This window comes from Bradyrhizobium sp. TM233 (assembly GCF_036247965.1).
Taxonomy (GTDB): Bacteria; Pseudomonadota; Alphaproteobacteria; order Rhizobiales; family Xanthobacteraceae; genus Bradyrhizobium; species Bradyrhizobium ottawaense.
On sequence record NZ_BTIG01000001.1, the window covers coordinates 864,288 to 880,127 of the forward strand.

At 65.7% G+C, this 15,840-nt stretch carries 11 protein-coding genes; all 11 read right to left on the reverse strand.

Going from position 1 to position 15,840, the window contains the following annotated elements; genetic code table 11:
* Nucleotides 1–11: 11 nt before the first annotated feature.
* The 11 genes from AABA86_RS04125 to AABA86_RS04175 all read right to left on the reverse strand — a co-directional run bounded on the left by AABA86_RS04125 (nucleotide 12) and on the right by AABA86_RS04175 (nucleotide 15,717).
* Entirely contained in the window at nucleotides 12–2,093 is a 2,082-nt protein-coding gene (locus tag AABA86_RS04125; RefSeq protein WP_212246057.1) for a methyl-accepting chemotaxis protein, read from the reverse strand.
* Nucleotides 2,094–2,232: 139 nt separating this feature from the next.
* Entirely contained in the window at nucleotides 2,233–3,003 is a 771-nt protein-coding gene (locus AABA86_RS04130; RefSeq protein ID WP_338305826.1) for an enoyl-CoA hydratase, read from the reverse strand.
* Between the two features lie 12 nt (nucleotides 3,004–3,015).
* Nucleotides 3,016–3,480, reverse strand: coding sequence for a MarR family winged helix-turn-helix transcriptional regulator (locus tag AABA86_RS04135; RefSeq protein ID WP_212246059.1), 465 nt, complete (start codon nucleotides 3,478–3,480; stop codon nucleotides 3,016–3,018).
* A gap of 49 nt (nucleotides 3,481–3,529) precedes the next feature.
* On the reverse strand, nucleotides 3,530–5,191 hold the full coding sequence (locus tag AABA86_RS04140) for a tannase/feruloyl esterase family alpha/beta hydrolase (protein ID WP_338305827.1): 1,662 nt from the start codon (nucleotides 5,189–5,191) through the stop codon (nucleotides 3,530–3,532).
* Between the two features lie 96 nt (nucleotides 5,192–5,287).
* The gene (locus AABA86_RS04145; protein WP_338305828.1) at nucleotides 5,288–6,742 is read right to left on the reverse strand and encodes a GntP family permease; all 1,455 of its coding nucleotides are present in this window, start codon (nucleotides 6,740–6,742) and stop codon (nucleotides 5,288–5,290) included.
* Between the two features lie 3 nt (nucleotides 6,743–6,745).
* On the reverse strand, nucleotides 6,746–7,765 hold the full coding sequence (locus AABA86_RS04150) for a patatin-like phospholipase family protein (protein WP_212246065.1): 1,020 nt from the start codon (nucleotides 7,763–7,765) through the stop codon (nucleotides 6,746–6,748).
* A gap of 221 nt (nucleotides 7,766–7,986) precedes the next feature.
* Nucleotides 7,987–9,231, reverse strand: coding sequence for a phosphoglycerate dehydrogenase (gene serA / locus AABA86_RS04155; protein ID WP_338305829.1), 1,245 nt, complete (start codon nucleotides 9,229–9,231; stop codon nucleotides 7,987–7,989).
* A gap of 284 nt (nucleotides 9,232–9,515) precedes the next feature.
* Complete coding sequence (locus tag AABA86_RS04160; protein WP_338305830.1) at nucleotides 9,516–10,748, reverse strand: rhodanese-like domain-containing protein; 1,233 nt, start codon at nucleotides 10,746–10,748, stop codon at nucleotides 9,516–9,518.
* A gap of 96 nt (nucleotides 10,749–10,844) precedes the next feature.
* Nucleotides 10,845–12,128 carry a DUF1963 domain-containing protein gene (locus tag AABA86_RS04165; RefSeq protein WP_338305831.1) on the reverse strand — a complete coding sequence of 428 codons (1,284 nt, stop codon included), beginning with the start codon at nucleotides 12,126–12,128 and terminating at the stop codon, nucleotides 10,845–10,847.
* A 164-nt stretch (nucleotides 12,129–12,292) separates the two neighbouring features.
* Nucleotides 12,293–13,477: a PepSY-associated TM helix domain-containing protein gene (locus AABA86_RS04170; RefSeq protein WP_338305832.1), complete on the reverse strand. Its 1,185-nt coding sequence runs from the start codon at nucleotides 13,475–13,477 to the stop codon at nucleotides 12,293–12,295.
* A 2-nt stretch (nucleotides 13,478–13,479) separates the two neighbouring features.
* Nucleotides 13,480–15,717, reverse strand: coding sequence for a TonB-dependent siderophore receptor (locus tag AABA86_RS04175; protein ID WP_338305834.1), 2,238 nt, complete (start codon nucleotides 15,715–15,717; stop codon nucleotides 13,480–13,482).
* Nucleotides 15,718–15,840 lie beyond the last annotated feature (123 nt).

Genomic DNA, 15,840 nt, shown 5'->3' on the forward strand with positions numbered 1-15,840 from the left:
CTGATGCGAAACTACGCGGTCTTGACCGCGCCCAAAAAGCCCTCGACCGCGACGCGGAGGCGATCGGCGTCGGCCGACATCTTCTTGACGGATTCCGACAACACCGTGCCGGCGTTGCCGGTCTCCTGATTGAGCCTGGCGACGCTACCGATGGTGTCGGTGACTTCGCGGGTACCCTGCGCGGCCTGCTGGAAGTTGCGCGAGATCTCGGTGGTGGCCGCGCGCTGCTGCTCGACGGCGGCGGCAATCGCCGTCATCTTCTCGTCGATGCCGCTGATGGCGCCGCCGATGGCGCGGATCGCGGTCACGGCCTGGCCGGTGGCGCCCTGGATCTCCTCGACCTGACGCGAGATCTCTTCCGTCGCCGTCGCCGTCTGTGCAGCGAGGTTCTTGACCTCGCCTGCGACCACGGCGAAGCCCCGGCCCGCTTCACCGGCGCGCGCGGCTTCGATGGTGGCGTTCAAGGCCAGAAGGTTGGTTTGGCCGGCGATGGCGTTGATCATCTTCACGACCTCGCCGATACGGCTCGCGGTCTGGTCGAGGATCTCGACCGTCGCATTGGTCTGCTCGGCCTGCGACACCGCTTCGCGCGCCTCTCGCGCACTCGACTGCACCTGCGCGGAGATCTCGCCGACGGATGCGGAGAGCTCTTCGGTCGCCGCCGCGATGGTCTCGAGATTGTTGGTGGCCTGCTCCGCGGCGGAGGAGACCGCCGCGGTCTGGCTGCTCGATTCCGACACCAGCGAGCGCACGCCGGTTGCGGTGGCATCGAGCTCCCGCGTCGAGGCGACAACGCTATGAATCACCGCCTGCACGGTGTCGTCGAAACTGCGGCAGGCCTCGTCGACGGTACCGGAGCGGGCCAGCTGCAAGGCCTGCTGCGATTCGCGCTCCCGGCCCAGGCGCTCGGCGGTCGCCGCGCTCTCGCGCAGGCTTTCGAGCGCCGCGGCCATGGTGCCGAATTCGTCGGGATGCCGGGATTGCGGCACCGGCGTCGCGTAGTCGCGCGCGCTGATGCGGGCGATGGCGTCGAGGATGGCGCGAACCGGGCGCATCAGGCGATTGCGCACCACGTATACGCCGGCCATGGTCACCGCGAGCGCGAGCAGGAAGGCGAGCGACTGCACGACGAGATTGGTCAGAGCCTTGGCCTGAACGGCCTCGGCACGCGCGATCGACTGATCCAGCGCCTTGGTTGCGACGCCGACAATGAGCGCGAACGGCGACTGGCAGAGCGTATTCCATTCCGCCGCGGGGAGCGCCGGCTTGCCGCTGCCGTCGAAATTCCTGGTGAGCTCGTTGATCTGCTTGAGGACGCCATCGGTCTTGGCCTTCGCGTCCGTCGCTGCCGTGACCAGTTCCGCCGACACGTCGGGCGCGGCCAGCAGCTCGGCCATGCCCGTCCAGGCGGAGGTGATGGTGCCGTCCCATTGCGCCACCGACCGCTTCTGCGCGTCGTCGAGCGGCTTGCTGCTGTTGACGTTCGAGCGCAGCGACGAACAATGGATGCCGTAGCGGTCGCGCACCTGCCAGGCGAAGCGGCGGACCTGGATCATGCGTGCGATATAGGGATCGTTCATCCAGGCGCGGTTCGACACCGCGGTGGAGGCGAGGTTCGCGGCGTCGATGACCTTGGTGACGGCATCGTACCAGGCGTTGGTCCGCTCAATCTTGCGCTCGGCGCGCGGACGCTTGGCCTCGTCGTAAAACAGCTGGAATTGCGGCGCGGCCTCGCCCCAGCGCTGCTTCAGCGTGCCGGCGAGCTCGTCGCGGCGGGCGAAGTCGACGGTCGAGAGCGCGGCGCCGACCGCCTCATAGCCGGCCTGCTCGGCCTTCTCCGCCACTTCGAGCTTGGCGCGCGGATCATCCTCGCCGAGCAGCGCACTCTGCGCGTCGCCGCGATTGGTCCGCAGCGACAGCACCCCCTGGAAGATCGCCTTGTCGGCAGCGGCAAGCCGCTCGGTCTCGAGACTCTCGCTGTAGCGGCCGAAGGCGCCGGCCATCTGGAACGCCGTCGAGGCCAGCGCGCCGACGGCCAGCAGGGCCATCAGCGTCAGGAGAAGCGAGCTTACCGATTTCTTAAACATTGCCACTTCTTGGAGATTGCCGTGGGTCGGGGGCCTACTCTTCACGAGCGGCCACCTTGCATCGCGACATGCCAAGGTTTGGTTAAGACTTTAATCAAACACCTGCGGTTGTGCGCGGCCGCACCTCCCGGCAGGCCGCATCCCCTCACGCGACCTTGGTGAAATCGGGCGGACGGCGCTCGGCAAAGGCCGTGAACGCCTCGCGCGCCTCGGCGGTGCGCAGGCGCTGCGCGAACTGCTCGCCTTCGGCCTGCATCTGCGCGACCAGCGCCTCGCCGTTGCGCATCAGCTTCTTGGTGGCGGTGAGCGCGCCGGCCGGCTGGCGGGCAAGACGCTGCGCCAGCGCCAGCGCCTCGGCATCGAGCTTGTCGAGTGGCACCACGCGGTTGGCGAGGCCCCATTCCAGCGCGGCCTTCGCCGGCACGGTCTCACCCAGCGCGAACATCTCGTAGGCGCGGGCATGGCCGATGCGCGCCGGCATCAGCAGGCTGGAGGCAGCCTCCGGCACCAGCGCCAGGCTGACGAAGGGCGTCGACAGTTGCGCGTTGTCGGCGAGCACGACGAGGTCGCAATGCAGCAGCATCGTGGTGCCGACGCCGACGGCGCGGCCCTGCACCGCGGCAACCAGCGGCCGGGTGCAGCGCGCCAGCGACTGGATGAAACGCACGACGTTGCGGCTGCCCTCGGACTTGCCGGCTGCAACCGCGGCGAATTCGCCGACGTCGTTGCCGGCAGTGAACATGTCGCCCTCGCCGCGGATCAGGATCACGCGGGTCGACGGATCGAACTCGGCGGATTCGATGGCGTCGGCGAGCGTGCCGTACATCGCATCCGTCAGCGCGTTCTTCTTGTCGGGACGCGCCAGCGTGAGGGTGAGGATTCCGCCATTGTTCTCGATCCGGACGTGCTCGGTCATCGGTCTCTCCTTTTATTCGTCTGAAGGTCTTGTTTCTGAAGATCTTGGAAACTTGGCCTGAATGCTGGTCAGCCAGCGCGCGACGATGTCGATCTCCGCAGCCGTGAATCCGTCCGTCAGCGCGGCGTTGACCTCGGCCGCGCCTTCTTTCGCCTGCGCCAGCGCGGTTCGCCCCTTCGGCGTCAGCCAGATGCGCCAGGCACGCCCGTCCTCGCGATCGGCCCGCCGCTCGATCAATTTCGCCGCCGCCGTGCGGTCGACGAGGCCGGAAATGCCGGCTGGCCCCATGTCGAGCGCCGCGCCCGCCTCGCCCATCAGCACGCCGTCCTGCTTGCCGAGGATGAACAGCAGCCCCGCCTGCGCCGGCGTCACCTCGTTTTCCGGCCGCGCCGCCATCCAGCGCTGCAAGCGGCGTTGCGCGACGCTGAGCAGGTAGATCAGCCGATGATGCCGCGCGTCGGCCGTTTTATTTCGCATGCGAAATAGATAGCCGGGCGCAAGCTTGTTGTCAAACGGGCCGCCTCGTTTACGGCGCGCAGGTGAAGCTCGAGGCCTCCGTCACCGCACCCGTCTTGTAGTGCGGCCAGGTCGGCCAGCGGCACAGCGGCAGCGCGCGCAGCGTCGCGAATGAGGGTGCCTCGACCTTCTGCTCGGCAACTTCGAGGTCGCCGGGCGCCTTGCCTTTCTCGACCCAGTCGACCAGCACGCTCAACATGTCGACATTGGCCGGTGCGCCGGAGCCGACATGGTCGACGCCGGGTGCGGTGTAGAGCCGCGCGAACTCCGCCGTCTCGGCCTTGCCGAGCTTGCGCTCGACGCTCTCGAAATAGCGGATGCCGGCATAGGGGCTCTGTGCGTAGTCGGCCATATGCTCGAGCATGATCAGACGGCCGCCGCGGGCGCGGAAGCGGCCGAGATCGGGATCGGTCGAGTCCATCAGGCTGGAGACCTCGAGCAGTCGCGCCTTGTGCTCCTCCACCTTGTAGGCGGTGACGTCGAGCTTGGGGTCGCGCGCAAAGACATATTGAATGCCGCCGGCGCCGTAGATCCAGGCGATGCCGTTGTTGGGCGCGGGCGGCTGCGCCGGCGGCGCGGTGCCGAGCCACCACGCCACCCAGCCGCCGGTCGGGCCGATCGCCGGCGTATCCTCCCCCGACACGCCCCAGCCGGGATAGTCGTCGAGACCGTTGGCAAGCGTGAACGGGAATTTGTAGGTCCCGTGCAAGGCATCGATCGCCTTGATCTGCACATCGGTCAGGCACTGTTCGCCGCTCTGGCCAGCCGCACAGCGCAGCGTCTCGACCTTGAATGCCGCCTTGCAGGCGACGGGGTCCTGCACCAGCGCATCGTCGGAGCCGTCGGCCTTGTCACAGGCCGCTCGCACGGCCTCGCCGACGAGCTTGACCTGCGCCGGATTGATCCAGCCCGCACCCATGGTGACGAGACCCGAACGCATGCCGGCATGTTGCAGGCCGACCCAGTTGATCACGGGCACGCGAGCGAAGATGCCGTCGAAATCGTCCGGGTAGCGCTGCGCCATGGTCAGGCCTTCGCGGCCACCCTCGGACGAACCCATGAAATACATCTTGTCCGGCTTCTTGCCGTAGGCGCGCTCCATCAGCCCAACGGCCGCATCGCGCACCTTCTTGTAGGCACGGTGAGCAAAATTCTCGAAGGCTTCGTCATTCAGTGCAAAGACCTGCGGCGGCTCGCCTTGCCTGGTCTCGTGGCCCGAATCGGTGCCGTAAGTGACGAAGCCGCGCGCCAGCGGCGACGGCTTGTCGAACGGATAGGCCGGCGGCAGCGCAAGGCCGGTAATCAGCACGCCGTTGAAACCACCGCCGCCATATTGCAGCGAGCGGCCGTTCCATTCGACGGGAAGGTTGACCTGGAATTTGATCGGCGGCGCCTTGGAGTCGACCGGATCGATATGACCGAGCACCTTGCAGAAGCCGGGGCTGGCCGGCGTGACGCGCCCGGACGGCGTCGGCCCGCGTTCGGCGACGGCGATCGGCGTGGGCGCCTGCAAGGTCGCTGAGTCGATCTTCACGGCATCGGCGCCGCCGATGAGACCCTTGCAGACCGCATCGGCGTCCTCTGCCAGCGTTGCCGCCGACGCCGTGCCTGCACCCAGTGTCGCCATCGAGCTTACTAGCAACGCACACAGCTTCGCTTTCTTTCGCGTCATCGTTTCCACCCGGCTTTCTCGATTTGTTGCGTCGACGGCTGGCCGCATTCAATGCAACCTTCGCCCTCGCGTCAATCGCTCACGCCGAACCGTCCGTCAGAATGATCCGAGCACGCTCCCCAAGGCGATCACGGCCAGCAGCGCCAATAGCGACGTCACGATGCCCACCATCACGATGTCGAGATAGCTGTCCCGATGGGTCAGGCCGCAGATCGCGAGCAGGCTGACCACCGCACCGTTGTGCGGCAGGATGTCCAGCGTCCCCGAACCGATCACCGCGACGCGATGCATCAGCGCAAGGTCGATGCCGCTGCGCGCGGCAATCTCGACATAGGTCTGGCCGAGCGCGTCGAGCGCAATCGTCAAGCCGCCGGATGCCGAGCCGGTCAGAGCGGCCAGAATATTGGTCGCAACCGCGAGCGAGACCAACGGGCCACCTTCGATCGCGAGCACCCAGTCGCGCACCGTTTCGAAAGCCGGCAGCGCCGCGATGACCGCGCCGAATCCGACGAGGCTGGCGACGCTGAGCGCCGGCAGAACCGATGCATTGGCACCGGCGTCCATGGTCTGCCGCAGAGAGGGAAGCCGGGCCCAATTGAGAAAGATGGTCGTGGCGATGGCAGCGGCCAGTGCGGTGCTGACCGACCACACACCAGCGACCGCCGCCAACGATGTAGCGCCGAAGCGCTGCTCGCTCAGATACGAGACATCGAGCCGCGGCAACACCAGGAGCGACATCACCAGATTGACAGCCACGACGACGGCCAGCGGCAGGATGGCACTCACCACCGGAGCGGACATCTCGCTGCGCCGTCCATGCCGGATCTCGGCCGGATCGAACTCTCGTGCGGTGGTGGCGTATTCGCGGACCAGCTCGTCATCGACGGCACGTTCGGCCGCACCCTCCATGTCCCCGCCATAGCCTTCCCCCGCACGGCGAGCCGAGGCTTCGGCGCGGCGCAACCACCACAATCCCGCGCCAACCATGATGAGGGAGGCGATGATGCCGAGTCCGGGCGCGGCAAAAGGCGTCGTGCCGAAGAACGGCATCGGGATCGCGTTCTGGATCGATGGCGTGCCCGGCAAGGCCGACATCGTGAAGGTCGACGTGCCCAGCACGATCGTAGCCGGAATCAATCGCCGCGGAATCGCGGCGGCACGGAACAGCGAGCGGGCCATGGGGACGATCACGAAGAATGCGACGAACAGGCTGACGCCACCATAGGTGACCATCGCGCCGGCGAGCACGACCGCCAGGATCACGCGGCGCTCGCCGAGCCGTCTTGCCATGAAGGTGGCAACCGACGTGACCGCCCCGCTATCGTCCATCAGTTTCCCGAATACGGCGCCAAGCAGGAAGATCGGGAAGAACTGCGCCAGGAATCCCGCGGCATTCACCATGAAGATCTGCGTCAGGTTCGCAAGCAGCGGCTCGCCGCCGAACAGCGCCGCGACGAGCGCGGCGAACGGCGCCAGCAGGAGAACGCTCCAGCCGCGGAAGGCGAATAGGACGAGAAGGCCGAGCCCGACGAGAATGCCGAGAAGCCCCACGTCTCAGCACTCCGACAGCAGGATGTCGAGATCGGCGGTCGAGCGCTGACCGATATCCGCGCCGTGCTCGTCGAGGAACGTTTCGGCCGCCCGACGTCCTTCGCCGTGCAGCATCGAGACGAATTCCCATTCGGCATTGAGCTTGGAGGAGGCGCCGAACTTCGCCAGCATGTCGCTCTTGACGCGGTGGGTCCGCATCTTCGCCCAGCGCGCGCCCTCGCCACTCCCCGGGTCCGCCGCCTGACGTAGCAACGCGATCATACGCAACTCCTTCATCAGCGGTGAGTTGAACGAAATCTCGTTCAGCCGATTGAGGATCTCCGCAGCCGTCCGCGGCTCTTCCTGCTTTTCGGCCGGATTGATCTGCACCAGGATGGTGTCGTGCGCGTCGCTTTCGCGAATGAGCGGTGTGATGGTCGGGTTGCCGGCAAAGCCGCCATCCCAATACGGTTCGCCGTCGATCTCGATCGCGCGGAACATGGTTGGCAGGCAGGCCGACGCGAGCAACACGTCAACCGTGATCTCCGCGTTGCGGAAGATGCGGCCTCGCCCGGTGCGCACCCGCGTCGCAGTGATGAACAGCTTGATCGGCGAGCGCGCGAGGCGCTCGAAATCGATGCTCTCGGCCAGCACCGCATGCAGCGGATTGTAGCCGGTCGGATTGAGGTCGTAGGGGGAGAGCACCCGCGACATCAGGTCGGTCAGGATGTAGGCCGGCGACGTATCGAGCGTCCAGCGCCCCATCAGCCGGTCGAGCGGCGAGCGCTGGAGCGGGCTGAAGGCCGCGGCCTTCGAAACGCGGCGCCAGTATTGTTCGAGCGCGTCACGCGCACCCTCGGCGCCACCGGCCGTCCACCCATCCGCCAGCACCGCTGCGTTCATCGCGCCCGCGGACGTCCCGGAGATCGCGGCGATCGTAAGCCGCTTCTCTTCCAGCAGGCGGTCGAGCACGCCCCAGGTGAAGGCGCCATGCGAACCGCCGCCTTGAAGCGCGAGGTCAATCAGTACGGTGTCCGGTTCCATCGCGGCACTCACGCAACTGAAGCTCAAATTCGACGCGATTTGTCACGTGCGCGTCGAAGTCGATGGCGTAGTGTAGAGAGCCTTGGCGGCGGAATGCAACCGGAACGTGGGCCCCTCGCCGTCTAAAGCGCGATGCGATTAGGATGAATCGATCGCGCTTTAGGTCGTTGTTTAAGCATGATCTTTTCGGAAAACCGCTGCGCACTTTTCCGGATCGTGCTTTAGTGCTCAAACACCAGCCGCGCGCCGACCGTGCCGTCGAGGCTGCGGATCTGCTGGAGCAGCGTTGCGGAATCCTGGCCGCCGAGATCGGCATCGAGCACGACGTAACCGAGATCGCCGGCCGTCTCCAGATATTGCGCGGCGATGTTGATGTCACGCTGGAGGAAGACCTCGTTGAGACGCCGCAGCATGCCGGGCACGTTGCGATGGACGTGGCTGAAGCGCGCGCCGGAGGGACGCAGATGCAGCTGCACTTCGGGGAAATTCACCGCACCCATGGTCGATCCCGTGATGAAATAGTCGACCAGCTTGCGCGCGACCTCGCCGCCGATGCGCTCCTGCGCCTCCTCGGTCGAGCCGCCGATATGCGGTGTGAGGATGACGTTCTCGAGGCCCTGCATGGGGCTCTTGAAACGGTCGGAGTTCGACGACGGCTCGACCGGAAACACGTCGACGGCGGCGCCGGCAAGATGGCCGTCCCGCAAAGAGCGAGCGAGCGCATCGAGATCGACCACGGTGCCGCGGCTGTTGTTGATCAGGAACGAGCCCGGCTTCATCGCCCGCAGCTCCTTCTCGCCGATCATGCCTGATGTCTCCGGCGTCTCCGGCACATGCAGGCTGACGACGTCGCTTTGCGCCAGCAGCTCTTCCAGCCTCTCGACCGGCTCGGTGTTGCCGTGGCGGAGCTTGTCGGTGCGGTCGAAATAGATCACGCGCATGCCGATGGCCTCGGCGAGCGTCGAGAGCTGCGAGCCGATATTGCCGTAGCCGACGATGCCGAGGGTGCGGCCGCGCACCTCGCGGCTGCCGATCGCCGATTTGTCCCAGCCGCCCTCATGGGCCGACACCGAGCGCGGGAAGATCCGCCGCAGCAGCATCACGATCTCGCCGATCACCAGCTCGGCGACGCTGCGCGTGTTGGAGAACGGCGCGTTGAACACGGGAATGCCGCGCTTGCGCGCTGCCGCAAGATCGACCTGGTTGGTGCCGACGCTGAAGCAGCCGACGGCGAGAAGCTGGTCGGCGGCCGCGAGCACCTCGTCGGTGATCTGGGTGCGCGAACGGATGCCGAGCAGCGACACGCCCTTGAGCGCGCGCCGCAGGTCCTCGCCATCCAGCGCCTTGGTCAGCCGCTCGACATTGGTGAAGCCCGCGCCCTTGAAAAGGTCGACAGCGCTGTCATTGACGCCTTCAAGCAGCAGCGCCTTGGCACTCCGCTCAGGGCTTTGGCCTGGGGCTGGCATGGTGTCTCCATAGATGATGAGCTTTGCCGCAGCTCATAGACCGAGGACGGTACGCGGCACAATAGGGGTCGGATACGGGGAGAAGATGGCGGGTGGTAGATGTTTACAGCGCCCGGCCGCGGCGGCCGTCCCGTCATCCTGAGGTGCGAGTGGCGCGATGCGCAGCATCGCGCCGGGAGCCTCGAAGGATGGACGGCCCCGATACAGCCGCGCGGAGGGAGCCGGGCCGTCGCCCTTCGAGGCTCGCCGAAGAGGCGAGCGCCTCAGGGTGACGGATAACACCGTCAAATCACATAGAACCCGTGCGTGCCGTCACGGCGGAGCTGCTCGACGAGGCCGTATTCCCAGTCGAGATAGGCCTGCATCGCGGCTTGCGCGACGTCGGTGCCTTCATAGGGCCGGCGGTAGCGGTGGGTCGGATCGGGCTTGGGCAGCACGCGCGGCGGGCCGATTTCGAGCGTGGCGTCATAACCGCCCTCGCGCACATAGACCTCCCAGCCCATCTGCGCCAGCCATGACGCCGTCATGTCGGCACGGACGCTCCTGTCGTCGGTCAGGAGAATGCGCGCGCCGCGCACGGGCGCGGCCGTGTCGGTCTCCTGCACGAGCTGGCCGCCGGGATAATGGCGAAAGCCCGGGAGGTGACCGGCCGCATACTCCTCGGCGTCGCGCACGTCGAAGCGATAGAGCGTGCGATCCGTTTGCGCGACAAGCACAGCCATCTCGCTTGCGCCGATATGGCGAACACCGGCGCGATAGGCGACGTCGCGCGCATTGGCCGGGCCGCTCTCGAACGAGCCGATCGCGCCGCGCCTGTCAGCGCCGTGGCCAAGCGTGTGCCGCGCCAGCGTCCAGCCGATGGTGCCGTTGCGCAGCGCCCGCACCTTGTTGGGCACGCCGGCATTGATCAGCGATTGGGCGCCGATGATCGAGCGGGTGCGGCCGGCGCAATTGACGATGATGGTGGTTTCAGGATCGGGTGCGGCCTGCCCCGCCCGCAGCACCAGCTCCGCACCGGGCACGCTGACCGAGCCCGGAATGTTCATGGTCGCATATTCGTCGAAACGGCGGACGTCGAGGATGGCGATGTCAGCCTTGTCCGCGATCAGTTTCGCCACCTCGTCGGCGCTGAACGAGGGCGTGTGCCTGCGCGCCTCGACCAGTTCGCCGAACGCTTTGGAATAGGAATTGACGTCCTCGAAGACTTCATAGCCCGCCGCCCGCCAGGCTTTCAGCCCGCCTTCGAGCGCGCTGATATCGGTGTAGCCGAGCGCGGCAAGACGCTCCGCGCCGGTCGCGACAAGTCCCTCGCCGTCATCATAGAGAACGATCGGCACGTTCTTGCGCGGCAGCCTCGTCTCGGCCTCGATCGCGATCCGGTCGACGGCCATGTTGGCGGAGAACAGCGGATGCCCCGTCGCAAAGCCTGCCTCATATCTGAGATCGAGCAGCGCGATCTCCTCTCGCAGCAGCAGTGCGCGGCGGATATCGGCGGGGGTGACGGTCGGAAGCTTCATGGCATGGACCTCGAGAAGAGAGCCGTGAGCTTTTGAACCATTGCGGCGGCGTTGGCCAGCGATATTGGAGAACACGAGATACGCTCGAAGATCAGGCTAATCGCATTCGTATGTGGCGACGACCCGCGAGAAGTCGCGTTGAGCAAGCGCATCGCGATCGATCCAGAAATGAAGCACGCCGCCGATATCCGAGTGCCAGTTGAAAAAGGCACGATCGCCCTGGATTTGAAGCAGCAACATGTCCTCCAGGTGCTCCTCCGTCGCATCCTGCGGCCCGCTGCCATATCCCAGCATCTGATGAATCGCCGTTCTGAAATGGCGGCGCTGCCCATCTTCCGCGGTCGGCGTCGTCCAATGATTTTGTCGCGCGAGATTCGCAATGTAGCTCAAAGGCGCGTCGTCGGGAGCGTCGACATCATTCGTCGCCATGCAGCGGATCGTATGGTTGATGGCATTGCCAAGGTCTCCCGCGATTTCACCCGCATAGGTGCGCACTTGCCCGTCCATCTTCTTGTAGGCCTGCACGATGTCGAACCACCAGGACCTGAAGGCTGCCTTCGTGTCCGCATCGACATCGTCCATCGGGGTCAGCGCCCGACAGCGCTCGAGCCACCCGATCGCACCGGCGCGAAGACGCCTCAATTCCACAGTCGCTTCGTCGGTGAGCGGCCTGCCGGAATATCCAAGCGTTAGATCGCGCTGGACATGAGACAATACGGACCGAACCACGCAAGCGACCAGCAGCCAGTTGAAGGGCCAATCCTCGTCCTTCTCGTACTCGGCCACGTTTCGAAATTGAAGCAGATCATTCTCCTGCCGCTCGCCTGGACCCAGCGCCTTACATAGTTCCTTGATCATCAGCTCGCCTCCGACGGCATCCTCGCGGAAATAGAAGTCGCGGAACGGCCGGAAGGACACCGGATATTTGAATTCGACCTTGGAATGAAAATCGAGGTTCGGGTCGAGCCATTTCACCTGGCGGTCACCTTCGTTGCCCGCCAACGGCATCAAATCCGGCGGTGGCGCGCGGTTGGGATACGCATTGCCGTCCGTCGGGCTATAGAGGACGCGACAGGGTGGATGTCTCTCGCCGACGAACACCGAGCTACAGAAGAAATAGAGCGTGCCCCGCGTCGGAAGTGGCGACCAGCCGGCACCCGGCACTTCAGCCAGTTCAATCTGGGCCACGAATGTCAGCGCAACGGTCTCTAATGTTTCACAGGCCATGACGTCTGCCGTCGGCCAGTCGACATGCGGAGGCAATTTGGGAAGCCCCCCGAAGAAACTTCGGGCCGGGTGAGCCAGCGGCACGGGCAGATCACTGCGTCTGACGAGCACCGCAGGGAGCGCCGTCTCTTCAAGTTCGTCTCGTTCAGACATTGCTGGAGAAGTCTCCCACCGACCTGAGCGTGTGGAGAGGATCGAACCATTCCAGAGCGTCCCAGACAAGAACTTCTTAGGCCGCAATGGGACGCCTTGGAGTATCCAGGCCTCGACCGAAGAGACGAGCTGTCTTCAGGCCTCTCGCCGGCCGCCTCGTCCGCTCACTCGCCGGGAACGAGCCGTCCGAGCGGCTTCTGTGCCGGACGCCGCAACCTGCGGCGCGACAGATAGAGCAGGATGCCGGTGACCGCGAACAACGGCATCAGAATCGCGGCCATCATGAAGGCGAGCTTGCCGGGCCACCCCAGGATCGCGCCGCGATGGATGTCGTAAATGGCCGCAACGATCTTTTCGCCGAACGTCTTGTCGGCATAGCGCTCCGCGGAAACCAGCTGGCCGGTGACGGCGTCGATACGGAATTCGTCGCGCGTGGCTTCGAGCGTCATATCTTTTCCCCACGACCGGATCCGGATCACCGTGCCCGGGCCGCCCGGCAGCGTCAGCAACGCCCTGGAGAAACGGCCACCCTCCTCGCGCTGGAACGTCGTCCATGCGTGATCGAATCCGATCGGCTGAGCCGGCTCGGGACGGCCGGCCGCACGCGGCGGCTTCGCAGGCATCTTCGCAGCAGTGACTTGCGGCCGCGCCAGCAGCCAGGTCACGCCGTCCTTGTACCATTCGAAGGAGAACGATGGCCCGGTGAGCGCCATCGTCAGATAGATCGGCAGGACCCAGGTGCCGATCACGGTGTGCAGCGACCGGTGCAGTCCGCGGCCGTTGAGCCCGAGATTCGGCCTTAGCCACATCTTCACGCTGCCGGCCCGACGCGGCCAGCGCAGCACGAGGCCCGACACCAGCATGACGATCAGGCCGAGCGCGATCGTGCCGGTGATCGGACGTCCCCAGCCCTTGCCGTCGCCGGGAATGAGCAGCCAGCGATGCAGCCGGCGCACGGTCGCGAAAAACGCTTCGCCGCGCGGCGAGCCGAGCACGTTAGCGTCATAGGGATCGACATAGAGCGAAGTCGGCCGGTCGCCCCGATCGTCACGGGCAAAGCGGACATGAACCGCCGCAGATGGATCGCTCGACAACGTGACAGCGGCGACCTTGCCGAGGTCCTGCGCCGCCTTCAGCCGCGCTACAAGTTCGTCCGGCATCAGCGCCGGCGTCTGGCGCGGCGCGACCTGCATGATGCCGGCGTTGAGATGATCGACGATCTCGTCCTCGAAACCCATGATCGCGCCGGTCAGCGCGATCAGGGACACCAGCAGCGCGAGAACCAGGCCCACGATGGAATGGACCTGGAACAGGACCGCCTTGATCGCGTGTCCCAGCCGCGCCGCCATGGCTAGAACTTCACCGTGGCCGACAGTGACACGCGCCGCGCATCGCCGATGGCGACATTGAGGGCGTTGCCGGTGGTGGATGTGTAGTAGACCTTGTCGAACAGGTTCTTGACGTTGAACTGATAGGTCACCGGCAGATTGTCGACCTTCGTGTCGTAGGTCGCAAAGATGTCCGCGACGGTATAGGCCGGCATGAAGAACGTGTTGGCGGAATCGCCCGGCCGGTCACCGACATAGCGCGCGCCGCCGCCGAGCCGCAGACGTCCAGCGAGCGCGTCCCCGAAATCGTAGACGAGATAGAGGGAGGCCGTGTTCATCGCGACGTTCAGCAGTTTTGCGTTGCCGACGACGGGATCATTGATCAGGCGCGCGTCAGTATAGCCGTAACTTCCGATCATGCTCCACTGGTCGGTCAGCTTGCCGGTCACGTCCAATTCGACGCCGCGCGACCGGGCCGCGCCGGAGGTGCGCGCCGCCGACTTGCCGTTGCCGATATCATCGAGCACCAGCACGTTCTTCTTCTCGATGTCGTAGACCGCCAAGGTGCCCGACAGCCGCTTGTTGACATCGAACTTCAGCCCGGTCTCCCATTGCGTTCCCTCTTCGGGCGCAATGGTGGAGTCGACGACGAAGCCGGTGGTGAACGCCGCGATGGTCGATGTCGGCTTCAACGACTGCGTATAGCTCACGTAATAGGAGAGCTGATCGCTCAGCTTGACGATGACGCCGCCGAGCGGCAGCACCTTGTCGCCGGACAGGTTGGTGTTGGTGACGAAAAGAGGCCGACCTTTGCCTGCGAGCTGCTCGTATTCCATCCAGCGCACGCCGCCAACCACCGACAGCCAGTTGGTCAGATGGAACGTGTCCTGGGCGAAGAAGCCGCGGGTGCCGAGCTTGTCGGTCTGCTCGCTGTCGGTTGCCGAAACGGTCGTGCCCGGCACGACCAGTCCGTAGACCGGGTTGTAGAAATTGAAGCTCGGCGTCGCCTGGCGGATCAGGTCGTGGCGATCGATGGTGCGATAGAGCGCCTCGCCTCCGAGCAGGATCTCGTTGCGGAAGCCGCCGACCCAGACGTCGCCCTGCAGATACGAGGTGCCGTAACTGGCATTGCTCAGCGAGTTGCGGGTGCCATCGTTGCTGCGGATCTCGACGCCGGTCGCGGCGTTGACGCCTGTGATGCGGAGCTGATTGGCGCTGAAGGTCTCGGTGTTGTAGCTGTAGGCCGCGGTGACCTTCCAATTGTCGTCGAGCTTCTGCTCGACCGAAGCCTGCACCAGGTCGGAGGTGCCCCACATGTTGTTGAAGGGCTCGTCGAGCCGGCGCGTCGCCGGGATCGCCAGCGGCGCCCCCTTGACGAAGGACGTGCCGCGGTCGAACGGAGTGATGAACTCGCGGTGCTCATAGGTGAGCTGAACCGTCGTCGTGTCGCCGTACCAGGCCAGCGACGGGTTCACCAGCATTTCCCTGTGCCGGCCGAAATTGCGCCAATAGTCCTCGCTGACGCCGTAGCCGACGAAGCGATAGGCGAGACCGCCGTCGCCGATCGGGCCGGTGATGTCGAGCGTGCCGTCGGCGCCGCTGCGGTTGTTCGCGTAGGTCGAGCCGAGCAGCGTGACCGAGCCGTGCTGGTACAGCTCCGGACGCTTGCTGATGGTGTTGACGATGCCGCCGGGATCCATGATGCCGTAGAGCAGCGAGGCCGGTCCCTTCAACACCTCGACGCTTTCGACCGCGGCATTGAGGCTGCGGCCCTGCACCAGCGGCATGCCGTTGCGCATGATCGAGCCGTCGCGATTGTCGCCGAAGCCGCGGCGGATCACGGCGTCCTGGGTGCCGGCGAGCGTGTTGGTCTGGGTGATGCCGCTGATATTGATCAGCGCATCGTCGATATTGCGCGGCAACTGGTCCTTCAGCACCTGCTCGGGCACGACGTTGACGGACTGCGAGGTGTCGAGCGGCGAGGCGCCATTGCGCAGCGTGGTCGCGCTCGGCATCGCGCGGTAGCCGAGCTTTGCGGCCTGCTGCGCGGCGGCTTCCGCCGCCGCGCGCTCCGAAAGCGTCGGCGCTGCGGGTGCAGGGGCACGATTGGGCTGGCGCACGGCGGTCTGCGTGCGGCGTGACGGCTGGTCGGATGCACGCACCGGCTTCGGCCGCTGCGCCGGCGCCTCAACCGTCACCGGCGGCAGGGCCGATTGCGCCTGCGCGGTCGTCATGTTGGAGGGGCATTCGGCGAGCAGCACGGCTGCTCCGATGAGAAGACCCGCACGGCTCTTGCCGGCATGATTTCGATGGCTGCTAACGCGTTGGCCATCCAGATGAGCACGCACGTTCGATTCACTTCCAGGTCAGACACGGCATTGAAG